The 24,076-nt window shown below is 47.1% G+C and carries 24 protein-coding genes; 22 read left to right on the top strand and 2 right to left on the bottom strand.

Going from position 1 to position 24,076, the window contains the following annotated elements:
- Positions 1-89 precede the first annotated feature (89 nt).
- The 20 genes from GN112_RS06335 (at position 90) to istB (ending at position 18,621) form a co-directional block, all read left to right on the top strand.
- A complete protein-coding gene (locus GN112_RS06335) occupies positions 90-1,661 on the top strand; it encodes a class I adenylate-forming enzyme family protein (protein WP_155309451.1) in 1,572 nt (523 codons plus the stop codon).
- A 102-nt stretch (positions 1,662-1,763) separates the two neighbouring features.
- Positions 1,764-2,051 carry an aminopeptidase P family N-terminal domain-containing protein gene (locus GN112_RS35140; protein WP_155314158.1) on the top strand — a complete coding sequence of 96 codons (288 nt, stop codon included), beginning with the start codon at positions 1,764-1,766 and terminating at the stop codon, positions 2,049-2,051.
- Entirely contained in the window at positions 2,026-2,268 is a 243-nt protein-coding gene (locus GN112_RS35135) for a M24 family metallopeptidase (protein ID WP_414736136.1), read from the top strand. The genes GN112_RS35140 and GN112_RS35135 overlap by 26 nt, the downstream gene beginning before the upstream one ends.
- Positions 2,269-2,326: 58 nt before the next feature.
- Positions 2,327-3,304 carry an IS1595 family transposase gene (locus tag GN112_RS06325; RefSeq protein WP_155309450.1) on the top strand — a complete coding sequence of 326 codons (978 nt, stop codon included), beginning with the start codon at positions 2,327-2,329 and terminating at the stop codon, positions 3,302-3,304.
- Between the two features lie 700 nt (positions 3,305-4,004).
- A complete protein-coding gene (locus tag GN112_RS06320; RefSeq protein WP_155309449.1) occupies positions 4,005-4,430 on the top strand; it encodes a PaaI family thioesterase in 426 nt (141 codons plus the stop codon).
- A 63-nt stretch (positions 4,431-4,493) separates the two neighbouring features.
- On the top strand, positions 4,494-5,078 hold the full coding sequence (locus GN112_RS06315; RefSeq protein WP_162458808.1) for a DUF4258 domain-containing protein: 585 nt from the start codon (positions 4,494-4,496) through the stop codon (positions 5,076-5,078).
- Positions 5,079-5,098: 20 nt separating this feature from the next.
- Complete coding sequence (locus tag GN112_RS06310) at positions 5,099-6,022, top strand: DUF4037 domain-containing protein (RefSeq protein ID WP_155309447.1); 924 nt, start codon at positions 5,099-5,101, stop codon at positions 6,020-6,022.
- 76 nt (positions 6,023-6,098) lie between these two features.
- Positions 6,099-7,031, top strand: coding sequence for an NAD-dependent epimerase/dehydratase family protein (locus GN112_RS06305; protein ID WP_155309446.1), 933 nt, complete (start codon positions 6,099-6,101; stop codon positions 7,029-7,031).
- A gap of 22 nt (positions 7,032-7,053) precedes the next feature.
- On the top strand, positions 7,054-7,857 hold the full coding sequence (locus GN112_RS06300) for an NAD-dependent deacylase (protein WP_155309445.1): 804 nt from the start codon (positions 7,054-7,056) through the stop codon (positions 7,855-7,857).
- A 154-nt stretch (positions 7,858-8,011) separates the two neighbouring features.
- Positions 8,012-8,797: an SDR family NAD(P)-dependent oxidoreductase gene (locus GN112_RS06295; protein WP_155309444.1), complete on the top strand. Its 786-nt coding sequence runs from the start codon at positions 8,012-8,014 to the stop codon at positions 8,795-8,797.
- A gap of 66 nt (positions 8,798-8,863) precedes the next feature.
- On the top strand, positions 8,864-10,129 hold the full coding sequence (locus tag GN112_RS06290; RefSeq protein ID WP_155309443.1) for a thiolase C-terminal domain-containing protein: 1,266 nt from the start codon (positions 8,864-8,866) through the stop codon (positions 10,127-10,129).
- Positions 10,130-10,462: 333 nt separating this feature from the next.
- Positions 10,463-10,990 carry a hypothetical protein gene (locus tag GN112_RS06285; protein WP_155309442.1) on the top strand — a complete coding sequence of 176 codons (528 nt, stop codon included), beginning with the start codon at positions 10,463-10,465 and terminating at the stop codon, positions 10,988-10,990.
- Between the two features lie 120 nt (positions 10,991-11,110).
- Positions 11,111-12,616: an IS1380 family transposase gene (locus tag GN112_RS06280; RefSeq protein WP_155309441.1), complete on the top strand. Its 1,506-nt coding sequence runs from the start codon at positions 11,111-11,113 to the stop codon at positions 12,614-12,616.
- Between the two features lie 334 nt (positions 12,617-12,950).
- A complete protein-coding gene (locus GN112_RS06275) occupies positions 12,951-14,225 on the top strand; it encodes a DDE-type integrase/transposase/recombinase (protein ID WP_155309440.1) in 1,275 nt (424 codons plus the stop codon).
- Positions 14,216-15,031 (top strand): ExeA family protein, encoded by an 816-nt coding sequence (locus GN112_RS06270; protein WP_197743281.1) that lies wholly within the window; start codon positions 14,216-14,218, stop codon positions 15,029-15,031. Before GN112_RS06275 ends, GN112_RS06270 begins: the two co-directional genes overlap by 10 nt.
- Before the next feature lie 13 nt (positions 15,032-15,044).
- Positions 15,045-15,179 (top strand): hypothetical protein, encoded by a 135-nt coding sequence (locus tag GN112_RS34790; protein WP_269434892.1) that lies wholly within the window; start codon positions 15,045-15,047, stop codon positions 15,177-15,179.
- Between the two features lie 462 nt (positions 15,180-15,641).
- Positions 15,642-15,953, top strand: coding sequence for a hypothetical protein (locus tag GN112_RS06265; protein ID WP_231716948.1), 312 nt, complete (start codon positions 15,642-15,644; stop codon positions 15,951-15,953).
- Between the two features lie 78 nt (positions 15,954-16,031).
- Positions 16,032-16,418, top strand: a complete 387-nt coding sequence (locus GN112_RS06260; RefSeq protein ID WP_155309439.1) for a helix-turn-helix domain-containing protein — start codon at positions 16,032-16,034, stop codon at positions 16,416-16,418.
- A complete protein-coding gene (gene istA / locus GN112_RS06255; RefSeq protein ID WP_155309438.1) occupies positions 16,415-17,881 on the top strand; it encodes an IS21 family transposase in 1,467 nt (488 codons plus the stop codon). Before GN112_RS06260 ends, istA begins: the two co-directional genes overlap by 4 nt.
- On the top strand, positions 17,881-18,621 hold the full coding sequence (gene istB, locus GN112_RS06250; protein ID WP_197743280.1) for an IS21-like element helper ATPase IstB: 741 nt from the start codon (positions 17,881-17,883) through the stop codon (positions 18,619-18,621). Before istA ends, istB begins: the two co-directional genes overlap by 1 nt.
- Before the next feature lie 264 nt (positions 18,622-18,885).
- On the opposite strand, the gene GN112_RS06245 is transcribed toward istB, so the two are convergent.
- Both GN112_RS06245 and GN112_RS06240 read right to left on the bottom strand, forming a co-directional pair.
- A complete protein-coding gene (locus tag GN112_RS06245; protein ID WP_155309437.1) occupies positions 18,886-19,551 on the bottom strand; it encodes an acetate--CoA ligase family protein in 666 nt (221 codons plus the stop codon).
- Between the two features lie 80 nt (positions 19,552-19,631).
- Entirely contained in the window at positions 19,632-21,026 is a 1,395-nt protein-coding gene (locus GN112_RS06240; protein WP_155309436.1) for an acetate--CoA ligase family protein, read from the bottom strand.
- Positions 21,027-21,857: 831 nt separating this feature from the next.
- Between GN112_RS06240 and ltrA the strand changes: the two genes are divergently transcribed.
- Positions 21,858-23,168, top strand: coding sequence for a group II intron reverse transcriptase/maturase (ltrA, locus tag GN112_RS06235; RefSeq protein WP_231716902.1), 1,311 nt, complete (start codon positions 21,858-21,860; stop codon positions 23,166-23,168).
- A gap of 255 nt (positions 23,169-23,423) precedes the next feature.
- Positions 23,424-24,056 carry a TetR/AcrR family transcriptional regulator gene (locus GN112_RS06230; RefSeq protein ID WP_155309435.1) on the top strand — a complete coding sequence of 211 codons (633 nt, stop codon included), beginning with the start codon at positions 23,424-23,426 and terminating at the stop codon, positions 24,054-24,056.
- The last annotated feature ends 20 nt before the right edge of the window (positions 24,057-24,076 follow it).

Below are 24,076 nucleotides of genomic sequence, written 5' to 3'. Positions count from 1 at the left end.
CATTTGAGTAATTGGTTGCATCATGGATGTATCCAAGGGTTTGAATCGAATTGACAAAAGACCAGAGGGAGATTGAAGGAGACTGTAAGATGAAATGGAGCGTCGGAAAAATAATAAGTAAAAGAGCGGTGCTTACTCCTGACAGAACGGCTGTTATTTATGAAGATACGCCTATTACATACGGTGCTTTGAATGATGAAGTAAACAGAGTATGCAATTTTTTTCAGGAGAAGGGACTTCGCAAGGGGGATCGTATCGCTGTTGACATGTTAAATTGTCCTCAATTGCTGGTATGCTATTTTGCTGCAGCCAAGCTTGGGCTCATTTTTGTTCCCCTGATTTATAGACTCATGCCGCGAGAGCTGGAATACCAAATCAATAGATGTGGCGCTCGTCTGCTTATATTTCATGATGACGTTTTAAAGAACATTGAGAAGATTCGATCTTCGGTATGCGTGGAAGAAGATAAGTTTATTTTCTTTAAAAGCAACAGTGTCGGAAGTCCTGACTGTCCAGGTTGGGCGATTGACTATTACCAAAGTATAAGTGGACGCTTAAGTTCTGAACCAGTAATTGAGGAGCAGATAGACCTGGAAGATCCCCTTGCGATTCTTTATACATCCGGTGTTACAGGAGATCCAAAAGGCGCCGTTATATCACATGGCCAGAACTATTTTAAGAGCTTTCACATTATAGACTACACTGACATGAGAAAAGATGATGTGATTTTATGTCATATTCCTCTTTGTCACTCCGGTGGACTTTGCGTGGCGGCTACACCTTGTCTTTGCCGTGGCGCAACTCTTGTTTTGAGAACGAAGTTTGATCCAGTGCTGTTTGCCTTGGACATTGAAAAATACAAAGCTACAATAGTGGTTGCTTTTGTTACAATGCTTAGGTTCGTACTTCAAGCAGGAATTCTTGATAAAGTCGATGTCAGTAGTGTTCGGGTTTTGTTTGGAGGAGCCGAGGTAACAACGAAAGGGTTTCTTAATGAACTTGCTGGAAAAGGACTTCATCTGCTCACCGGCTATGGTCAGACTGAAAATTCTTCCATGGTCTTGATGCCGAAAGATGCTTTAAGAAGAAAACAGGACTCATGTGGGCTTCCAAATTTTTTCAGCGAAGTATGGATACAAAACGAAAAGGGGGAAAAACTCGCTCCTTTTGAGGTCGGTGAGATAGTGGCAACAGGTCCGAACGTTATGAGTTGCTACTGGGATGCGCCCGAAGAGACAAAAAATACGATTGTTGATGGTGTGCTTCACACTGGCGATCAGGGATACACTGACGAGGAAGGTTTTTTATATATGGTTGATCGTATAAAAAATATGTACAGGAGTGGTGGGGAAAACGTATATCCTGCGGAAGTGGAGAGAATTCTATTAGGCCATCCTAAGATCGAGAATGTAGCGATTATCGGAGTGCCGGATGAAACCTGGGGTGAGACGGGGAAAGCTTATATCGTTTGTCGTGAAGGAGAAACACCTACAAAAGAAGATATTATCAACTTTCTAAATGAAAAAGTAGCTAAATACAAAGTTCCAAAACATATCGAATTCATAGATTCACTACCCCTAACAGCGAGTGGAAAGTTAAGAAAATCAATTCTTGAAGAAATGCATTTCAATCCAAAAACGACAGAAAAAGGGGACAATTAATGGTAGACATAAAATTTATTCCCTTCGGATTGAGGTGGTGTGAGGAAAGAGGCGAGAGCTGACAATTTGATACTGACCTGGGGTTAGAAATGCTGAACATCAATAGAAGATGGAGCGTATGCGCAGACGAATAGAGAAACTTCAAAATCTTATGGACACGGAACGGATCGATATTTTATCCTTATCGATCCGATTAACCAGTATTATTTTTCGGGGAGCGCTCAGCATCAGATAATGGTGATACCGATTGAAAAAGATCCTGTCTTATGGGTGGTCCTCAGTTTTGAAAGAGCGCAGTCTGATTCATGGGTAACTGATGTCAGAGAGGCGTCTTCACTGTCGAATATATTTAAGCTGATGGCCGATTACAGACAGAACCTATTTTTTTAAGTCTCCAAGTCCCGAACTAAAGCGGGCGTACGATGTCGCCTATGAATTTATGGAAGTATTCAAAGAAAATGCAAAGCAGAATACCGTACGAATTGGTGACGTCGTGCGCAAGGCTGCCGATGTGGTCACAAAGAATGGTCTTGCCGACAACTTTATGGGGTGTCCGCCAAATTCCAGTTTCCGGTTATCTGGAAAGCCCAAGTTGTTCAGGGTGTGACCGTATCTGTCACACCCCCCTGGTATAATGGCCTCAACAAATAACAAAAGGAGGCCAAATGAACACATTCATCATAAGGGAAGACTTCCCAAAATCCGAAATCGAGTTTGATAAGCGCTTTTCAGATATCGAAAAATGCTACGATTACCTTTTACAAACCATCTGGCCTGATGGATTCAGTTGCAAATTATGTGGCCATACAAAATACTGGATCAGCGCTAAACACATTTATATCTGCACCCGGTGTGAACACCAGCACTCGCTTACAGCCGGTACGATTATGGATAGTTCAAAAAAGCCCCTTACGTACTGGTTCAAGGCCATGTGGTGGTTCACCACCCGAAAGTCCGGGCTGAACGCTGTCGATCTGCAAGAACTTCTTGGCCTTGGTAGTTACGGTACTGCTTGGTCATGGCTACAAAAACTCAGGCGTTGCACCATCCGGAAAGACCGGGAGAAGCTATCCGGACGGGTTGAAGTCGATGAGTTCTACATCGGCGGCAAAGCATCCGGCAAACGGGGGCGCGGTGCAGAAAGCAAAACCACCGTGATCGCCGCTGTAGAAAGGGATGACCAGAAAAGGGTGATTGGCCGTATCCGTCTAAAGGTCATCCCGGATTGTTCGAGTATGTCACTGACTACATTCATCGAGTCAAATATCGAACCGGGCAGCACCATCGTTACCGATGCCTGGCGTTCATACCAGTCTATTGACAAAGAGCGTTATACGCATGTTGAACGGAACCTAACCAAAACGTCTGACAAAGATAGTGTGTTGTACGGTGTTCATTTGGTCGCCACCTTGGTCAAACGATTGATTCGCAGTACCCATCAGTGCCGGTTTGAACCTCGCTATCTACAGAATTATCTGGACGAGTATGTTTTTCGATTCAATCGGAGAAAATCCGCCAACATTGGTAAAAAATTCATGCGTATCATTCAACAGGCCGTGGTGACAGCAAAGAGTACTCTTGAAGACATCCTGCTTGATGGGTACTTTGCTGAGAAAAAATTGTCACTTGGCCTTTACGGATAACCGGATTCCAGTTTTAATGTCGGGCATATGGACTTGGGCTGTTTGTAAATGAATATCCTTTTACCTGGTTATCCATAAAGCTAAAGTGATATTGGGTTATACAGTTGAAAATACAGGCAATTTATAGAGAACAACCGTTTTGGGCTCAAACCTTCATATCTTCAGATGGTTAGGTCATAATCACTTTAGCGAAGTAGATAACCAGGTCCTTTTATTTATCCGAAAAACACTGAAGTCTTTCTTCCAGGCGTGGCATTTGCCGTTGAACCAAAGTTCTGCTTACCGCAAATAGGTTTTGTTCAAATCGAAACAACATTCTATATGATGGAAGGGGGGATCGAACCACTGTGTTGCTTGCCTGGAAACTTTTCTTATTGGACCGTATAGCCTGTTGAAAAGTTATGATTGACTATTCCGACCTTAATACGCAACAACATCTTAATTGTAATCCTTTCCGGGAGACCATCGCATAGGTGGACAAAGGTTTCGATCCCAATGAAATATAATTGAAAAAATGCGACAACTATGTTGACAAATAGCGGAGGTCTTAATTCCGCAAAGCCTATGACATCATTCGAGGCTACAAAAAATGAAGCCAAAGAAGCGGGCAAAAAGACAAGTAAGATCGTGGATTTAATTTTTTCCGAGGCCCCTGAGAGCTCGTGGACGTCTGGAAAAGAAATTATTGAGGATTCATGGAATGGGTACGGAAGATTTTAGTGCGCTGAAGGATTTAATTGAAAACAAAATCCCTTTCAACCGTTTTATTGGAGTCAGGGTGAGCTCTTTGGATCGTGGCAAGTGTAAACTGTATCTCCCTTATAGGTCCGAACTGCTTGGCGATAGCCGGCGAAAAGCTATCCATGGGGGTGTATTGTCTATGTTAATTGATACTTGCGGTGGATTCGCTGTCTGGTCAATGTGTGATATCGATGTACTTATTGCTACTATTGACCTGCGTGTTGATTATCTCAAACCGGTGATTGCCACGGGTTTGGTTGCAGATGGAATTGTCAAACTGCTTGGCAATCGAATTGGTAACGCCCATATCGTAGTCTATTCTGAGGGGAATCCTGATTGTGTAGTTGCTGAGGGACGAGGTGTTTATAATGTTCGTATGGGTTAACAATGAACACCGCGATAGTTTGCGGTATCCGGTTTCATTATGCAAAATATATGGAAACAAAAAATGATTATGGCTTTAGAAAATGATGCGCCAAAGATTGAATGGATAAGGGAAAAGGCGAAGGCATCCGATTATCATATCTCCGAACATATTGTCAGGTACTTTATGGTAAAAAAGGTAACGATAAGGGAGATTGAGGATGCCATCGCAAACGGCAGGATCATCGAAACGCACAGGCACCCAGCAAGGGGAGTCAGCGCTCTGGTGCTAGGCTATGCTGGAGAAAAACCGATCCATGTTATGTGCGCTGATGATCAACACGGTTGGTTGCTTATTCTTTTTACTTATGTTCCCGGTAGTAAGATGTGGAAAGATCCTGTCAACCGAATTGAACATGGAGGTAAGAGAATGGGGGAAAAGTTAAACAAGTGTTTCTTTTGCGGCGGTATGATAGAGCAAGTACAGGTAGGAAATTTCGACTATCGTCTGGAAGGACAGCTTTATGTGGTCAAGGATATTCCTGCCGGTCTGTGTGTGCAATGCGGTGAAAAATATATTACCGCTAAGGCTTCGAAAAAAATCAACTCTCTTATAGAGGATGAAAGGTTTGTTGGAACTGAAGATGTTTTTGTATTGAAGTATGAGTAAAATACAATGGAGATCTTTCCGTGAAGGGGTTAAAGCTGGCAGAAGAATATTTTAGGGTCCATGGAACTAAAATGATAGAAAAAAAGTTTCCGGATTACCAAAATCGTATTGCGGCTGGTCTGGTAGGAGAAGGTTCGGAATGTTACGGCTTTGATGACCAAATATCCAGGGACCATGATTGGGGACCTGGATTCTGCTTATGGTTGACGAAAGAAGATTATAAAACCATAGGACAAAAACTTGAAGTGGAGTATCAAAATCTGGTTCATATTTTCAAGGGCTTTAAGCGTATTCCGAGTCAATGGGGCAGCGGTCGGGTGGGGGTACATGAGATCGGGGCTTTTTATCAGAGATTTATTGGAAGCCCCAAGGCTCCTGATACGCTCGAAAAATGGCTCTATCTGCCTGAAGAATATTTGTCTAAATGCTGCAATGGGAGGGTCTTTGCCGATCCTTTAGGAGAATTTACAAGGATTAGAAGCGAGCTTTTAAAATTCTATCCGGAGGATATACGACTGATAAAAATTGCTGCCAGATGCATGAGCTGTGCCCAGTCAGGTCAATATAATTTCATGCGTTCGGTGAAACGCAGGCAGTTCTTTGCCGTCCTTTATGCGGAAAAAAGATTTTGCTCAGATATCATGTCGCTGGTTTTTCTGCTAAACAGGCGCTACACCCCGTTTTATAAATGGCGACATCCTGCAGTTCGTCTGCTCCCGATTCTGGGAGAGTTCCTGTATGAAAATATCGGGCTTATGATTGCAACCCATGATTATAAAAAGAAAAGTGAAATTATCGAGGTCATTTGCGCCCAGGTGATCAGGGAGTTGCGTAAATGTGGGCTAAGCCATTCATCCAGCGATTTTATGCTTGATCATGGTCCTATTATCCATGCCGGGATACAGGATAGTAACCTAAGGAAAAGAGATGTGTGGCTCGGATAGATGCTGATTTGCATTTGCCGAAAGACAAAGACATGGATTACGGGTTGTCCCTTGTTCGGATAAAGGGAAGAGGCGAATGAAAAATATATTAATTATCGGCGGCAGTTATTTTGCAGGCAGAATTTTTGTAGAAGAGCTTTTAAGGGAAAAAGAATACAATGTTTTTGTCTATAACCGCGGTAATATACCTTTAAGAAAAGAGGGTGTCACGGAGCTGGTCGGGGATAGAAATAATGCCGACCGGATCAAACAGGTGATACCGGACAAACAATGGGATGCTCTGGTTGATTTTTGTGCTTATACACCGGATGAGATTGAAACCGTTTTAAATTCTCTTCCCGGCACCCTGCAACATTATATATTTATCAGCACCACCACGGTTAATCAGAACGTTCTTGATCTGCCCATCAAGGAAGATGCTTCAAAACTTGTCGGCCCTCAGTCCGAACTGGGTCCTTATGCTGATTATGGGTATAACAAATGGATGACTGAGTGCAGGTTGAATAAATTATGCGAAGAAAAAGGTGTATTATGCACGTCATTACGCCCGGCTATTATTTACGGTGAATATAATTACGCTCCCCGTGAAACATACTTTTTTGATCTTATCAGGGATCACAAAACAGTCATTTTACCGGATAATGAGCTGCCCCTCTACAGCTTTGTTTATGTTGTTGATCTTGCCAAAATTATTATTAAAGCGCTTTGTAACCCAGGGGTATTTGGCCGAGCTTTCAACATATCAGCCCCGGAACTTGTTTCATATAAAAGGATGATAGAAGTTTTTGAGGAGATAATCGGAAAAAAAATTAACACCAGCCAAATGAGCATGGTAGATATCAATAGAAAAAAGATTCCTTTGCCTTTTCCATTAGACAATCACCTGATCTATTCAGGCGTTGGCATACAAAATCTCCTTGGATTTGAATATACCCCTTTTGTCAAAGGTATGAGAAGGACTTATGAATATTATCTGCTTGTGCAAAAACACCGAAAGCGTTCCAAGTAAAAACGATGCGTGGAGGTGAAAAATGGTGAACCGTGATAAAATTTTTGAAGCGTCGGCAATGATCCGTCACTCGAGGCGGGTTGTGGGTTTTACCGGTGCTGGCGTGTCCGAGGAGAGCGGCATATCCACCTTTCGTGATCCGAATGGTTTGTGGAATCGGTATTCCGGAGGCGCTTCAGGTGGGATAATGGGAATCTTGAAAAGACATCCGGAGGCAGCGAACGAATTATTTTCAGAAATGCTTCAAACATTCAAAAGTTGCGCACCAAATCCGGGCCATTATGCCTTTGCCGATCTCGAAAAGATGGGATATCTTAAATCTATTATCACGCAGAATGGTGATAACCTCCACCAGGATGCGGGAAGTTTAAAGGTGTTTGAGCTTCACGGCAATCTGTTTCGATTCAGATGTCTTGATTGTGCTCAAAAAAAGCATTTTCCTAAGGATGAACTTTTTTCCTTTGTTGAGAATATCCTGTTGAATATAAAACAATTTTCCATAGCGTGGGTGATGCCATATCTTCCTTCTTGTGAATGTGGCGGTAAAATGAGGCCGGATATAGTGACTTTTGGTGAATCTGTTCATCAGCTTGATGAAGCAACTGAGGAAGTGTGTAAGTGCGACTTGATGCTTATTTCAGGAACATCCGGTATGGTATACCCGGCGGCGGCTCTTCCAGTCGACGCTAAGAAAAATGGCGCAAAGCTCATAGAAATCAATCCGAACGAAAGTACACTGACCGCTCGATGTGATCTTTTCCTTCCTGGTAAGACCGGAGAAATATTACCTGAAATTGTAAAAGAGATACAAGAGATGAGGGAATGAAATTAATAATTCGGTTATGCAGAAACATCAAGTTGAGAACTAACGGCGTTGGTGATAATTCACTTCGCTGACGTGCGAAACTTCTGCTTAAGGGCTTGCGCAAAATTAGATTAACACAATAAGGAAGAAACTGGTTTTCTGAAAGGAGACGCTTATGCTGGAAATTAAAGATGCGGTAGCAGTGGTTACCGGGGGGGCAAGCGGTATCGGCTTGGCTTTTGCCAAATACTGGGCCAATGCCGGTGGGAAGGTCGTGTTGGCAGATGTTTCTGACTCTGCCCTGAACAAAGCAAAGGCGGATATCGGAGATCAGGCGATTACCCTGGTGTGCGATGTCACGAAGGAAGCGGATACCCACAAGCTGGCGGAAACGGCCATGGGTGCCTTCGGCAAGATCAACCTGGTGGCGCCCTTTGCCGGCATTATAAAAGACGGATTGATGCTCTCCCCCGATCGGGAAACCGGGAAAGTGGTTTCAAAAATGTCCCTCGATCAGTTCCGCTCCGTAATCGATGTCAATTTGACGGGGGTGTTTCTCACCGTGCGTGAGTGTGCGGAACAGATGATCAACAACGGAGACCGGGGGTTGATATGTCTGATTTCATCCACCGGATCTTTGGGAACCGCCGGTCAGATCAACTACTCGTCTACCAAGGCAGCGGTTTCGGTCATGCCCAAAGTCATCACCGCCGAATTTTTCCGGCGGGGAGTTGCCGACCGCATCCGTTGTGTGGCCGTGGCACCGGGCTATGTGGCGACCCCCCTTATCGAGGGGATGAACGAGAAGGCGCTATCCCGCATTCTGGATAATGTCCCCATCGGACGATTGGTCGAACCGGATGAAATTGCCTCCCTGGTTGGCGAGCTATACCGCAACGAAGCGCTTACCGGCGATGTCTATTTCATCCATGGCGGTCTGCGATTAGGTTCAAAGGGATAGTGTGTCAATCGGCTAAAATCAGTCCAAGTTTTACATATTTACTTCATTAAGAACGGGAGATCGGCTATGAGTCGTGTCAGCATCATCGGTGCCTACAACACGAAGTTCGGGGCATTTGTGGAAAAAAACCGGGAAACCGGAGAAGTGAAGGATACCAAGTCGTTTTACGACCTGATCATCGAAGCCGGTAGAGGCGCCATTGAAGATGCGGGTCTGCACCCGTCCGACATCGATGGTATTTGGATCGGTTCCTGCTCACCGTCCATGTTTATCAACCAAGAGCACGTTGGGCCCCTGGGCCTGGAAGTCGCACCTGAGTTTCTCCGGTTCGTTCCAACCACTCGCACTGAAGGGGCCTGTGCTTCGTCATCCGTGGCCCTCTATAATGCCATCTTTGGCATTGAGTCCGGCCGCTTTCGTCGAGTTCTCGTCATCGGTGTGGAAAAGATGAGCCTACTCTCAACACCGGACGTCACTCATGCCCTGGCCTGCTCTTCCTATTGGCCTAAAGAGGGCGCAGCAGGCGTAACCTTTCCGGGGTTGTTTGCCGAGTACGCCAAAGGTTACATGGCCCATTACGGGTATAACCTGGAAGAGCTGCAGAGAATGTTTGCGGCGGTCTCGGCGCTTTCTTATCGAAATGGTATCGAAAACCCACTGGCCCATTTCAGCAAGGGGGGGCCGGCGGATCGGCTCAAGCTGTTTACGCCTGAATCCATATTGGAGCTACCGGAATCCGGGAAAGGCAGTAATCCTGTAATTGCCCCGCCATTGCGTCTTCACGACTGCTCTCTGATATCAGATGGCGCTGCGGCAGTAATCCTGGCACCCACAGATGAGGCCCGATCCCTCAGCCAGCGAGCAGTGGAAATTGCCGGCATCGGCATGACTACGGAGCGGCTTGCGGAAAGCGTGCGGCCGAATATGCATGAACTGATTGCAGGGAAGCGGGCGGTTAGCCAGTCCTTCAAAGAGGCAGGAATTACCATCGATGATGTTGATCTGGCCGAAGTTCACGATTGCTTCTCCATCAATCACATCCTAACCACCGAAGCGTTAGGGCTTTCAGCAGACGGCCGCGCCGGGTGGGACTACCTTGACGGCCGATTTACCGCCGATGATCGGTGCCCGGTCAACCTGTCGGGCGGGCTTAAATCCAAAGGCCACCCTGTTGGTGCGACGGGGTGTTCCATGCATGCCCTGGCCTACAAACAACTGGTCGGAGAATCTATCGGTATGGCACCAGCCACCAAAGTGCCGGAAGTTGCCGTCGTCTTTAATGTTGGGGGTTCTGCCGCCACAAACTGTGTAACGACACTGAAGAGGATTTGATCTTGGCGATGGAAAATCGCCTCCGGGCGTGCGGTGAAGATTCCCCGCGGCAAGTCACGGTGTGACCTCCGATTTAATTCCCATCCAATTCCAGCGACTCTAATTCCCGCCAAAACCATCGGTGTTCGCCTACCAATCCGCTTTTAATTCCCCCGATCTTGTAAAATTCCATATAGTTCCTCTGATTCGCTTGTTCAAAAAGGACATCCAGCCAGGAGAGGAGCTGTAGGTTGCCGCGATTGAGTGTGGGGTAAACGGCTAAATTTTCACAATCGTTGACAAACGGAAAAGAATTTTCGAATTAGATGAGCCTCCGGCAAGGGGGCTTTTTTTATGGATAAAGAAAAGGGGTGGCGGTTGGCAGACCGGAGCACCCCAAAAAACCGGGTCGTATTATCGACCCCAACAAAGAATGGTCCGATGATACTTTCCGTTTGTGTAAAACTCAAGGATATTGATGAACAGGGACGCAATTTTTGTTGGCCAACACCTCGCGGATGCCCCAGGTGTGGTTCAACTCGAATATGGGGACACGGTTTCGTACTCGCCTACTTTGATGGGTTTGCTTTTGGGGTGTGGCTTCGAAGATACCGTTGCCCGGACTGTAATTGCATTATTAAAATGAAGCCCGAAGGTTACTTTAATCGTTTTCAGGTGCCGATCTTAACAATTTGCGATTGCCTGAAGCAACGCCTATCCAGCGGCAGATGGAACACGAAGTTGTCTGCATCCCGGCAGCGCCATTGGCTGGCCGCACTAAAACGAAAAGCCCTGGCCTGTTTTGGGATCGGGACCGATTTGCTTGCCGCCTTTTCCCTATTCATGAATATGGGCCGGACACCTGTCAGTCGGACCATCTAATCCCAGGATAAGCGAGAATTTTATCTAAAATTCTCAATAAAAAACTCGAAATGCCCTTAAATTCAGTATATTATTAGTTTTCGAGACAAAAAATGTACTGAACAAAAAGGGACATTTCGAGTGAAGAAAAATATCCGCAAAAAATTGGCCAAACGCAAGCGAAAAATAGAAAAACGCACCAAAAAAAGAAACTGGGACAATCAGTCCAAGCCGATGATGGCGGGGCGTAATATCTGCTACGATGTCGACGGACGCCATCAGGCAATCGCTTATGGCGGTATCGGGGCCATTCATCAGCTGGCGGCCAAAACTGGCTTGATCAATGAAGTCGATGCTTGCGTTACATTGCTTAAACGTCATTTGCCGTATCATGAATCGGATCATATCCTGAATATCGCCTACAATTACCTGGCCGGTGGAAGCTGTTTGCAGGATATCGAACTGCTGCGCAACGATGAGGGTTGGCTCAATGCATTGGGCGCTCAGATCATTCCCGATCCCACCACAGCGGGTGATTTCTTAAGACGTTTTACCGAACCGGACATCGGCGCGTTTATGGAAGCCAAAAACACGGTCCGAAAGAAAATCTGGCAAATACAGCCGGCAAGGTTTTTGCGCGAGGCCGTCATCAACGTGGATGGCACCATCTGTGCCACTGACGGCCAGTGCAAGCAGGGCATGGACATCTCCTACAATGGTCAATGGGGATATCACCCACTGGTCATTTCGTTGCATAACACCCGCGAACCCCTATTTATCGTCAACCGATCAGGCAATGTCGCTTCCCATCATGATTGTTCCCCATGGATCGATCAAAGCCTGGACCTGGTCGGCAACTGCTTCCAAAAGGTGCAGTTGCGAGGGGATACCGACTTCAGTCTTACCAGCCATTTTGACAAGTGGGACCGCCAGTGCACGTTTATTTTCGGCATGGATGCGATGCCCAATCTGAAAAAACTCGCTGACCGACTCGGTGCATACGATTGGCAGCCGCTTGAAAAACGCCCCCACCGGCAGGTCAAAACATACCAAAGGCGCACGCCCGAAAATGTCAAACAGCAGGTGGTCAAAAAACGTCAGTTCAAAAAAATCGTCACTACAGCAGAAGACATCGCCGAATGCGAATACCGGCCGGTCAAATGCAAAAAGACCTATCGGTTGATAATTTTGCGCAAAACCCTCGACGTGGTCCGCGGGGAGATGAATCTGTTCGAAGATGTGCGCTACTTTTTCTACATCACCAATGATCGGAAACGTTCCGCCAACCAAATGATCCACTTTTACCGCGCCCGCAGCGACCATGAAAATGACATCGAACAATTGAAAAATGGCGTTAAGGCGCTTACCCCGGCCTCCGATACGCTGTTGTCCAATTGGGCGCTGATGACCATTGCCTCGCTGGCTTGGGATTTGAAGGCCTGGTTTGGCCTGCTGCTATCTTATCGTCCCTTAGGCTTGTCGGTGGTGCGGATGGAATTTAAACGATTCATCAACACCTTTATGCGTATCCCCTGTCTGGTCGTCCGAACCGGTCGGCGGATCTGTTACCGAATCGTGGGATACAACGACAAGCTTGCCCATGTGATCAAATTTTCTGACAAAATGAAGTCGTTCGGGTTCACGTAGGGCCAACGCATCGGGCAGCAGTTGCATGGGGCGACTGTGAGCCTATCTCAAACCACGAAAGGAGTCGAGACGATCAGCAGAATTAAAAAATGGCGATTATATGTTGAGAAAGAACAAGACAAGTGCGTCTTTACAACGCTCTCACTTTTACTGCTGGCCATTGTTTTGCTGGTCCCGCAACCAACCAACGGCTTGAGTGTATTGTAATTCAATACTCGCTTATTTTGGGTCTAATCCGGAGTTGTTTCCATCATCGACAAACCTACCGAACAGTGCGCTCCCCGTATCGTGAGAAATGGTTTAAGCCAGGGGAAACACAAAAAAGGAGGTTTGTATGACACAAGAAAAGGATGAGACCGTCGCTGTTTTCCGGTTTGGGGTGATTCACGAGTTTGTCGGCACGACGAACCTGACCAGAAGCGAGAAACGGCGACTGTTGAGGGAGAAGTGCGAGCGCAAATGGGTCATTCCCTATTCCAGCCGAACACGGATCAGCGAAAATACGATTTATCGCTGGATTCGGCGTTACCAAAAAAGCAACGGCCGTATCGAATCGCTGTATCCCGGGAAAAGAGGCGATCAGGGCAAATCCCGAAACTTGGACGAGGAAACAGTCAACATCGTCCTTGCCACTAGACAAAGCCAGATGGCAACGCCGGTCCCGATGCTTTTGGAAAGTCTCAAACGCCAGACAATTGTTCCTGCAAGCTTTGGCCTTTCCACCCTCTATCGGCTGTTTCACCGACACGGGTTGATGGATCAATCCCCCAAACCGGAGGATCGAAGAAAGTATGAAGCCGAGTTGGTCAACGACATCTGGCAAAGCGATGTGATGCACGGACCCAAGGTGGTGGTCGATCGGAAAATGCGAAAAAGCTATTTGATCGCTTTTATCGACGATCATTCCCGATTGATCGTTTACGGCGGGTTCTACCTGTCGGAGAATCTGGCCAGTTTCATGGATGCTTTCGAAAAAGCACTTTCCAAACGAGGATTGCCGAGAAAACTGTACGTGGACAACGGCGCTGCCTATCGCAGCCGCAAACTTGAATTTACCTGTGCATCACTGGCCATCGCCCTCATTCATGCAAGGCCGTACAAGCCCCAAGGGAAGGGCAAAATTGAGAGATTTTTCAAAACCGTTCGCGGTGGATTTTTGCCTGCCGCGGATCTTTCCTCCCTGGAACGACTGAACCAGTCGTTTAGCCATTGGCTGGATACAGTCTATCACCAACGCATTCACAGCGCCACCGGCATGACGCCCTTTGACCGGTTCAGCAAAAACCTTGCCTGCATCCGAACGGCACCGAAGAACCTGAAAGACCACTTCCGCACCGCCGTATACCGAACCGTTGCAAAGGATCGAACCGTCACACTCAACGGCAACCTGTTTGAAGCTCCGGTGGCGCTGATCGGCAAACGGGCGCTGATTTTGTACCATGAAAACGAACCGAAAACGGCTGAGGTGTTTTTCAATCGGAAGTCCCACGGATTGTTGGTTCCCGTGGATCTGCATGTCAACTGCCGGGTAAAGCGGGACAAGAACATCAATACCCAACTCGAACCGGCCCACAAGACGGATTATCAGGGAGGCGGTCTATGGAAATGAATACGCCGTATCTGCCGTTCTTCGGTTTTGAGAAAGAGCCCTTCACGGCGGATATCGCGGTGACGGATATTCTTGAAACGGATCAACTGGCGGCAGCGAAGAACCGTTTCGATTACAGTTTGGGTTTAGGGGCGATTTATCTGATCACCGGTGAGATCGGCTCCGGTAAATCCACGGCCATCCGTTATCTGGTAAACGGTCTGCATCCTTCCGAGTACAAACTCGTCTATGTTACCGCCACATCCGGTTCCATCCTGGAACTGTACCGCCTGATCATGGGAGAACTGGGAATGAAACCTGCCGGGACCTCCCGTGCGGCCATGACCGATCGAATCAAACGGGAAGTATTGGAATTGATCCACGGGAAAAAACAAAATGTCGTTCTGGTCATCGATGAAGCCTCTTTGCTCCGTCTGGAAGTCTTCGTGGAGTTGCATACGCTGTGTCAGTTCGAAATGGACTCGAAGCCTTATTTGCCCATGGTTTTGGCTGGCCAGACGCATTTGATCGACAACCTGCGATATCCGGGTTGTCTTCCTCTGGCATCGCGGGTGGTGGCCAAAAGCCATTTCATCGGTTCCAAAAAAGAACAGATGCAAACCTATCTTCAACATCATCTGACCATTGCCGGAATCGACCGGATGCTGTTCGAAGGTAATGCGATCACGGCGATCCACCAAGGATCGGGCGGCATCTTCAGGAAAGCCAATCACCTGGCTCGTGGTGCCCTGGTTGCCGCGGCAATGGGTCATGAAAAAACTGTCAACGCGGAACATGTGCGGCTTGCCGCATCCGAAATCTTTTAGGAAAGGAGTCGATATGCAATCCCATCCGACCGCCGAAGATATCCGCCAAAAACTGGAGGCGCTTGTATTGGCCGCCATTTTAAATGTGCTCAACCGATTAACGGATGAGTTGTCTGTGGTAAGCCAGCAAAAAAAGATGAAGTTTTAATCCGATTCAATACGTTTTGCCCGGTGAAACGGAGCCAGGCTCTGCTGGGGAGCAACCTGTCAAGGGATAGCCGGGTGCAGGAGGCATTGAATAAAATGCCCAGAGGGGAGTAGCAAATCAGAAATGCTGCTCCCCTCATTTTATTCAAGCCTTCCTGCCCATGCCTTGAAAAACCCATAAAATTGGAGCGCGTAGCGCACCCTAATAGAGGTCCGACCAACGGTGGAAAGTCGTTGAAAACCGGTGGGCATAAACAAAGTTCCAGAAAATTTGAAAACTTCGAAACCCCTTCAATTTAATCCGAAAATTGTCTTCCGTTCATCGTGGGAATCAACAGGAGCTATGGAGCCGGTGCCGTGTTTCCATTGCGCGAAGATGTTTATCCCACGGAATAGAAAGCAATATTGCTGCAGCCGCCCCGAATGCCAGAAAGCAAGAAAATCCAATTGGCAACGAATCAAGATGAAAACCAATCCGGACTATAGGACCGCACAGAAACTCAGCAACCAAAAATGGGCTGCTAAAAGCCGCGGTTACTGGAAAATTTACAGAGACAAAAATCCAGAGAAAGCCGAAAGAAACCGGATGCTTCAGGCGATCCGCAACCGGCGCAGATCAGTTAACAAAAAATCCGACGACAACTTGATTGCAAAGATGGACGCGAGGATCAACGTGGATTTTCAGCCGGTTGGACAATTTTGGCTGGTTCCGCTGATTGCAAAGATGGACGCGACAAAAGTCAATATTTACACGATTACAGACACCTGGCGGTGATTGCAAAGATGGACTCGAGGACAACGCCGAATCGATCATGGTACGCAGATCGTAAAAGCCAAAACTCAGGAGGCGGCCATGATCAAAAAGAAAATCATCAATAAGGGGCGCATCCGTCGCGTTGACGGCGGATTTGCATTCATCCCCCACCGTTTTCTCACCGGCGGGTTTGTCAGCAATCTTTCTCGGGACCAACTGCTGCTTTATTTCTTCCTGGTTCTTGCGGCAGACCGCTTCGGCCTTTCCTTTTACAGTTACGATAAGATCTGCACGCTGCTGGAAATGAGCCTGGATCAATATGTAGAGGCTCGGTGTGGGTTGATCAAAAAGGACCTGATCGCTTTTGACGGCACCGTTTTTCAGGTGCTTGCGCTACCACCGGAAGTCACCCCTAACTCAGAACCTGGGAAACCGCATCCCCTTGAGCAGCTTGCCCGAAACCTGTTCAAGGAGGTGACCTCATGATCGACAAGCGTACCATTTTCGAAATCCACCGGCTGAAGCATTTGGGCTGGTCGGAAAGGAAAATCGCCCGACATTTAAGTATCGACAGGGGGTCGGTGAAAAAATATATCAGCACCCCTGAGATCGTTCAAAGAAGGCCGAACCGGACATCCAAACTCGATCCGTATCGAGATCGGATCAAAGCGTTACTGGATGAAGATCCCACCGTCAGTGCCCCGGTCATTTTGCAGCAGTTGGAAGGCTTTACCGGCAAAATCACCATCGTTCGCGATTACCTGCGCCAATTGAGAGGAAAGCGAAAACAACGGATCGCCTATACCCGTTTCGAATCCGCTCCCGGTGAACAGATGCAGGTTGATTGGGGCCACTTCGGATCATTGGCATATGGCGGCACCCGGCGCAAACTGTATGCCCTGGTCGTCATCGAAGCCTTCAGCCGCATGCTGTATGCGTGCTTTACCCACAGCCAGAAGCAGGATGCGCTGCACGATTGCCTGCTTAAAGCGTTTACCTGGTTTGGCGGCTGCCCCAAAAAGCTGGTCGTCGACAACATGGCCACGGCTGTCATCGAACGATTGGGATCGATTGTTCGGTTCAACGATGCATTCCTGGATTTTTTACGCCACTTTTCTGTTGAACCGATCGCCTGTAATCCGGGTGCGCCTTATGAGAAGGGAAAGGTGGAGTCGAGCGTAAAATATTTACGTCGCAATTTTATGCCATTGCGATCCTTTGCCGATCTGGATGATGTCCAGCACCAAGCCCTGAACTGGCTGGACACCGTCGCCAATGTTCGTATCCATCAGACAACGGGGCAACGGCCAGCGGATCGATTTGAGAAGGTAAAGCTAAGCCCCTTGCCGAATCTGTTGCCGGATGTCCGGGCAACCCAATCGTTACTCGTGCACAAGGATTTTGCCATTCGATTCGACGGCAACACCTATACCGCTCCGCCATGGGCTATTGGCAAATCGGTGATCGTAAAAGCGGATGTCGCCTTTGTCTTTTTGTATTTGAACGACAAACGCATTGCCGTTCATCCGAGATGTTGGGAACGCAAACAGCGAATCGAAACGCCTTCCCATCGGCAGCAGGTCAAAAAACTCCGCAAGAAGCTATGGCATGACCGACAGGTGGCGGCATTGATGTCTCTGGGCGCCGTAGCCGTCGACTATATCAACGGCCTGTTAGAGGCCGGACAGCCGATCAAACAGCAAGTGAAGCGGCTGCTTGTCCTGAAAGACAAGTACGGGGCCGAGGCCTTGGTTTATGCCCTCACCAAATCCATGGCCCATAAAGCCTGGGGGGCTGATTACGTCGAAAACATTGTCCACCAGGAAATGGCTCCCAAAAACGACCATCCACCGGTACGGCTGAAAAATGAGGATTTAAACCACATCCGTCTGAACCAGCCGTCTTTGGCAGAATACGATACGCATGCGCTTAAAGGGAGGAGAAAATAATGGAAGAAATATGTGAAAAAGCGAAAACATTACGGCTGAAAACCATCGCCGATCAGCTGCCTCCCATCGTAGAGACTGCCGAAAATAACAACTGGCCCTTGTCAAAGACTATCGCTCACCTGTTCGACCTGGAACTCGAAACCCGCAGGCAAAACCGTATTGCGCTTTGTTATCGTCAATCCAAACTGAACGAAAAGCTTACCATCGATCAGTTCGATTTTAATCATCACAGCTCTCGAAAAAAACATAAAACCCGTATTCTCAACCTGATGTCCCTGGGGTTTTTGAAAGAGAAGATGGATATCATTTTGATTGGCAATCCCGGTGTCGGGAAAAGCTTTTTAGCCAAAGCCGCAGCCTATGCCGCCACCCAGGCCGGTATAAAAGTCCTTTTCACCACCGCCATGGATATGATCAATCACTTGATCGCAGCCGATGCTGACCATTCTCTTTTGAAAAAGCTCCACTACTATCGATCACCGGAGCTGCTTGTCATTGATGAGATCGGTTATCTTGGATTGGGCAAACAAGGTTCGAATCTTTTCTTCCAGGTAATCAGCCAGCGGCATGAAGCCAAGTCCACCGCCATTACGACCAATTTGCCGTTCGCCGATTGGGGTAAAATTTTTGACTCCACCACGGTTGCCACAGCCATTGCCGACCGTCTTGTCTACAACTCGCAGATCTTCATCTTGGAGGGACCCAGCTATCGAAAGAGGGCAAAGCCGAACACCCCGTAAAATCTAAAACACGAAAACGATTTGGCCGTGCTCCGCCGTTTTTAGGGGACCCGGGATGCACGCTTGCGTCTACTGCCAGGGGTGGTTGATTTTAATCCGATGATTTTGGCTGGTTTTTAAACCGCTGATAACAAGTCACGAGAAATCTTCATCGCAAGGATTGCTTGGCTTACCGATTGAGGATTTATTTTACTCAAATCATAGCATGTGGAGCAATTTGTCGCTTCCATGAACCACGGCAATATTTAGAACACGGATTCAGGTTTATTCTAAAATCATTAGTGCATCCACTGCAATGGGTTTGCTTCCGGAAATAATAAGCGGGTTTATGTCAATTTCCTTTATTTTTTCATTTTCCAGGCCTATTTTTCCCACATTGATCAGGATATCCGCCAGGATATCAATATCCACTTTTACCATGCCTCGCACTGCTTCGAGTATTTTGTGCCCTTTTATTTCACGCATCATGTCAAGCGCATCACTTTTTTCTAAAGGGGCCAGCCGAAAAGATACGTCTTTTAAAATTTCGGTAAAAATTCCTCCAAGCCCAAACATGACGATCGGGCCGAACTGTGGATCGCGGGTCAAGCCCATCACGAGTTCACGCGTGCCTTTGACCATTTCCTGAACCAGCACGGTTTTTTTACCGTCCATGCCCCCAATAATTTCATTATAGGCCTGGGTTGCTTCGTTTTCATTTCTCAGGTCTAATTTAATCAGATTTCTTTCCGTTTTATGTGTCATTTGAAATGAACACCCTTTTAGGACAAGCGGGTATCCTGTTTCTTCGAGGGCATTTAAAAAATCTTTGTAATTATCGACAAGGATCTCCTTTACAACTGGAATTTGATATGCTGAAAGAATTTGTTTGGATTCATATTCAGAAAGCGAACTTTGTCCGTTGCTAATAGCTATTTCTATAACGTCCATTTATTTCTCCGTTAAATTGCTTTTGTGTTTTCTCAATAATTGGATGAGGGGGATTAACAATAAAAAATTCTTTTTTTTATTCAGCTATGTATAATTTCTCCGTATTCGGAAAGCGCGGTAAGCGCCCTTGCAGTCCTTTCAGGTGTGGGATAAACTGGGATTGAATTGTTTTGCAAATACAACCGCTCAGAATGAAACTTGTATGCCTGAGCGATCATGGCAACCGCGACCGGCTTGTTGTATTTGTTTTTTGCTCCAACGAGGGCATGCGCAATCCCGCTGTTTAAGGGAGTAAACATTTCCTGCTGGCACATGATGAATCCTAAAGAATCAACATCTTCATCCGCCAGAACGCAATCTATTACAGCGCTGATCGTCTCAATATCCTGAGTAAAAGGCATATCTATAGGATTGTATCGAAATGTGAAGGGGGGGAGTAATTTTGTAAGTCTGTTAATTGTATGGTCTGTGAATTTGGTGATATCCATTCCGTTTTTTATCAGCGTATCGGTCATCACAATTCCCGGGCCGGCAATTGGAGAGCAAACCGCAATGCGTTTGCTTTGTGGAGTTCGGGCCAGAGAAAATATTTTCGCAATGTCAAACAGCTCGGTACTGTTTTCCGCCAGGGCGATGCCGGCTTGCCTGAACATGCCGTTGTACATTTCAAAGTTGCCGGCCAATGTGCCTGTATGGGAACAGGTCAGGTGGTCCATTCCTTTGGCGGACCCTCCCTTATAAGCAACAACAGGTTTAATTCGCACGATTTTTTTGGCTGCTTCAAAAAGACCCCTCGGGTTGTCGATTCCCTCTAAATACAGAGCAATAACTTTTGTGGCATCTTCTTTTTCAAGGAATTTTAACAAATCCACAAATTCAACGTTACACCTGTTACCAAGGCTCATTACTTTACTCAGCCCAATATTGTCGTCCATTGTGATATACGAAAAGAAATGGCACATGCCACCGCTTTGCGATATAAAAGCAATATCTCCCTTTTCCATATCGGAAAGCGTTGAAGTAAAAGAGGCGTTTAAATCAGCCAGAGGGTTGACCACGCCAAAGGTGTTGGGACCGATTATTTTTATGCCATAATGATTTGCCGTTTTTATAATATCCTCTTGAAGCTGCTTACCGGTTTCAGCTTCAGCCTCTTTAAAACCCGCTGTGATTATCACGGCGCCTTTTACATTGCATTTGCCGCATTCTTCAATAACGTCAAGGACTGCCGGTGCGGGGACGGTGATAATGACAAGGTCGATTTTATCAGGCACATCGCTTAGGGTCGGATAAGATTTTAAACCGAACACCTCGGGAGCCGAATGATTTATCGGATATATTTTACCCTTGTATTTCCCTCTATAGATAATGCTTTCCATGCAGAAAAACCCTGATTTGCGAAATTGATTTGACGCCCCGACAACCGCTACTGATTCCGGATAAAAAACTGGATAAAGATCTTCATAAATACCCATTTATATTCCTTTCTTGTTGTATAGACCGTCACAGCAATCCGTCAGTTACACGGTTCATCTTGCTGTTGTGGTCATGCTAATCCTTCGGAGATTAGCTCAGTACAAAGGGATAGGATGTAGCATTTTTTCTTGACATGCATGACATACTATTGTTGTGTGCCGGGCACGGCACACATCTTAAAAGTGAGCCAAGCATATCAGACTGTTGGATCGCTTGGCAAGTCTTAGACCCAGCCCGATGGAGGCGAAGGGTGTAGCGACATGGCAACTGGGTATCCGGCAACGGTGCCTGGGGAGGAAGCCGCCCTGCTGCGGCAGGGCCGTCGCGAAGGTACGGGGTGACGAACAGAAATCGAGTCAGGCGCGCATCTGTGGGACCAGCCTGCAACACAAGGTTAAGTCCTCTATCCATCTCAGGCAGTGCTCGTATACTCGGCGCTTACGTACCGAAAGATGTGTGTTTACCCCGGGAGGCCCGCTGCATCTCGGGACTTGTCGTGTGAAATTGCCGGTAGGGGGGATTCCGGCCACCAAAACCCCCGGCATCGTCGGAAGACCGGCTCCTGACCGGCGATGAGCCAAACTCCGCTATGGAGAGGGACACGAAACCAAAGGATCCGGCGGCGGCAGATGATCCGAGTGAGCAAACCGCAAGGTGCGCCCACCGTGCAGCGGGAGTCAGCAGAGGGCATAATGTAACCGGAGGAAACGAGATGCGCGAGCTACCCGCGGGTCAAGCGTAACAGGAGGCTCACCCCGGTGAAAGGCCCGAACGGTGCCCGGCCCGAATGGTACGGGTAAATGAAAATGACCATTAGGAGACGTGTACTTATGAACATAAAGCCACAGCAGATGGAAATGTTTGTAGCGTCGCGGCTTGCCGAAAGTCTGGGAGGCAGAGAGCAGTTGTTGGAGTTGATTCTCGAACGACGTAATGTGCTCAGAGCAATGAACCAGGTCGTTGCCAATAAAGGCGCCCCGGGTGTGGACGGCATGAAAACCAACCACTTGAAAGGGTACCTGAAAAGGCACTGGCCGAAGATCAAGCAGGACCTGCTAAATGGGGATTATCGTCCCTTACCGGTCAGAAGGAAGGAGATCGACAAACCGGATGGCGGTGTCCGCCTGCTTGGTATCCCCACGGTATTGGACCGCCTTATCCAACAGACGATAGCTCAGGTATTGGAGCAGATCTGGGACCCGACCTTTTCTGAGTACAGCTACGGATTCAGACCAGGACGATCAGCCCATGACGCTGTCCTACAAGCCAAAGGCTATCTGCTGGACGGGTACACCCACGTGGTTGACATGGATTTGTCCAAGTTTTTTGACCGAGTTAACCACGACCGGCTTTTAAGCCGGCTGGCCACCAGGGTCCGGGACAAACGGGTCTTGAAATTGATCCGCCGGTACCTTACGGCCGGAACGATGATCGGGGGGCTTGTCAGTCCCAGCATAGAAGGAACGCCCCAGGGTGGTCCTCTGTCGCCGTTGCTCTCCAACATCGTACTCGATGAACTGGATAAGGAATTGGAGAAGCGGGGTCACCAATTCGTCAGGTATGCTGACGACTTCAGGATCTACTGCAAAAGCCGGAAAGCCGCCGAGCGTGTGAACAAGAGCATCACGAAGTTCATCACCGCGAAGCTCAAGCTCAAGGTGAACGAGGAGAAAAGCGCAGTGAGCCGACCATGGCTCCGCAAATTCCTGGGATTTACCTTTATCAGTATGTGTGGACAGACCAAGATCCGGATCCACCGGAAAACAATTTCACGTTTCAAGGAGCGAGTCCGGGAACTGACGAACCGTAATCAAGGGAGAAGTCTGAGCCAGATTATCAAAGATCTGAATCAGTACCTGATTGGCTGGTGGAACTATTATCGCCTGACAGAAGCCAGGCACCTGTTCAAGTCACTCAATGGCTGGATCATCCGCCGGCTGCGGTGCGTTGTCTGGAAACAATGGAAAAACCCCAGGACCAAGGTCCGAAACCTCAAAAAGCTTGGCATTGCGCATAAGGACGCCATGCTTTGCGGTAACGCCCGCAAAAAGTACTGGCGCATGAGCAAGGTCAAGTGGGTGATATTTGCTCTACCAAACCGTTACTTCTTCGAACGAGGACTATTCCTGCCTGCTCAATAACCTTCCTGATCAGCCGAACCGCCTTGGTACGCGATCCGTATGCCGGGTGGTGTGGGAGGGGGTGGCCGCGAGGCTACTCCCTATCCCGATAGTATAAATAACAGTCGTTATTATTGCATACTAGGTTGACGATGAATTGTCAAGATGTTTGGTTGTGTTTGGTTTTCCATAACGCTAAAGTCAATTTCATTTCCAAACCTGTTTTTAATGGGAACGCCATCACCCAATAAACAATCAAACCGATAACCTACTTTTATGGGAATCCCTGAGCGAAGAAAAAGAGAGAAGGAACGAAGAAGACAACAGATAATCGTTGCTGCGAGACGTTGCTTCAAAAAACGTGGTTACAAAGCCACTTCCATTGAAAAAATTGCCGATGAAGCCGGCTTGAGCCCGGGTACAATCTACCTCTATTTTCAAAACAAGGAAGATTTGTATGCATCAGTATTAACTAAAGTTTTTGAATCTTTGTATATGCGTTTTGTACATATTAAGAATCAGGAAATTCCGAAAATAGAAGATAGATTGAATTCGATGATTGAAGTAATACTCGAAGTTTATTCAGAAGAACCAAAATTTATATTAAAATTTTTTCATCTCTTATTACAAGATAATAATTTCAGAATATCCCCTGTAACCCATAAGATTTTAAAAGCTTTATTGAAAAAAGTGAAAGAAGTTTCCACAGCATTATTTAAGATTGATAATAAAAATTATGTTAATAAATACTCTGACCCAATAGTTTTATCGGACATATTTTGGTCAACTTTTATTGGGGTCGCTGTTGTTGAAGCTGGAAAAATGAACTTATTGAATAGTGAAATTAATATAAAACCAAAGCTTGAAAATATCTTTGAACTTTACAAAAGGGGAATGGATCAGAGTTAGCGTTGGTGAGGTTGGCCCAG

This window comes from Desulfosarcina ovata subsp. ovata, assembly GCF_009689005.1.
Lineage (GTDB): Bacteria > Desulfobacterota > Desulfobacteria > Desulfobacterales > Desulfosarcinaceae > Desulfosarcina > Desulfosarcina ovata.
Note: the sequence above shows the minus strand (reverse complement) of the source record. Positions and strands in the feature narration are given on the sequence as shown.

Bases quoted from the DNA above. Each gene is read 5' to 3' on its own strand.
- GN112_RS06335 (WP_155309451.1), top strand. From the start codon at position 90: ATGAAATGGAGCGTCGGAAAAATAATAAGTAAAAGAGCGGTGCTTACT.
- GN112_RS06325 (WP_155309450.1), top strand. From the start codon at position 2,327: ATGAACACATTCATCATAAGGGAAGACTTCCCAAAATCCGAAATCGAG.
- GN112_RS06320 (WP_155309449.1), top strand. From the start codon at position 4,005: ATGGGTACGGAAGATTTTAGTGCGCTGAAGGATTTAATTGAAAACAAA.
- GN112_RS06315 (WP_162458808.1), top strand. From the start codon at position 4,494: ATGATTATGGCTTTAGAAAATGATGCGCCAAAGATTGAATGGATAAGG.
- GN112_RS06305 (WP_155309446.1), top strand. From the start codon at position 6,099: ATGAAAAATATATTAATTATCGGCGGCAGTTATTTTGCAGGCAGAATT.
- GN112_RS06300 (WP_155309445.1), top strand. From the start codon at position 7,054: ATGGTGAACCGTGATAAAATTTTTGAAGCGTCGGCAATGATCCGTCAC.
- GN112_RS06295 (WP_155309444.1), top strand. From the start codon at position 8,012: ATGCTGGAAATTAAAGATGCGGTAGCAGTGGTTACCGGGGGGGCAAGC.
- GN112_RS06290 (WP_155309443.1), top strand. From the start codon at position 8,864: ATGAGTCGTGTCAGCATCATCGGTGCCTACAACACGAAGTTCGGGGCA.
- GN112_RS06285 (WP_155309442.1), top strand. From the start codon at position 10,463: ATGGATAAAGAAAAGGGGTGGCGGTTGGCAGACCGGAGCACCCCAAAA.
- GN112_RS06275 (WP_155309440.1), top strand. From the start codon at position 12,951: ATGACACAAGAAAAGGATGAGACCGTCGCTGTTTTCCGGTTTGGGGTG.
- GN112_RS06270 (WP_197743281.1), top strand. From the start codon at position 14,216: ATGGAAATGAATACGCCGTATCTGCCGTTCTTCGGTTTTGAGAAAGAG.
- GN112_RS34790 (WP_269434892.1), top strand. From the start codon at position 15,045: ATGCAATCCCATCCGACCGCCGAAGATATCCGCCAAAAACTGGAGGCG.
- GN112_RS06265 (WP_231716948.1), top strand. From the start codon at position 15,642: ATGAAAACCAATCCGGACTATAGGACCGCACAGAAACTCAGCAACCAA.
- GN112_RS06260 (WP_155309439.1), top strand. From the start codon at position 16,032: ATGATCAAAAAGAAAATCATCAATAAGGGGCGCATCCGTCGCGTTGAC.
- istA (WP_155309438.1), top strand. From the start codon at position 16,415: ATGATCGACAAGCGTACCATTTTCGAAATCCACCGGCTGAAGCATTTG.
- istB (WP_197743280.1), top strand. From the start codon at position 17,881: ATGGAAGAAATATGTGAAAAAGCGAAAACATTACGGCTGAAAACCATC.
- GN112_RS06245 (WP_155309437.1), bottom strand. From the start codon at position 19,551: ATGGACGTTATAGAAATAGCTATTAGCAACGGACAAAGTTCGCTTTCT.
- GN112_RS06240 (WP_155309436.1), bottom strand. From the start codon at position 21,026: ATGGGTATTTATGAAGATCTTTATCCAGTTTTTTATCCGGAATCAGTA.
- ltrA (WP_231716902.1), top strand. From the start codon at position 21,858: ATGAACATAAAGCCACAGCAGATGGAAATGTTTGTAGCGTCGCGGCTT.
- GN112_RS06230 (WP_155309435.1), top strand. From the start codon at position 23,424: ATGGGAATCCCTGAGCGAAGAAAAAGAGAGAAGGAACGAAGAAGACAA.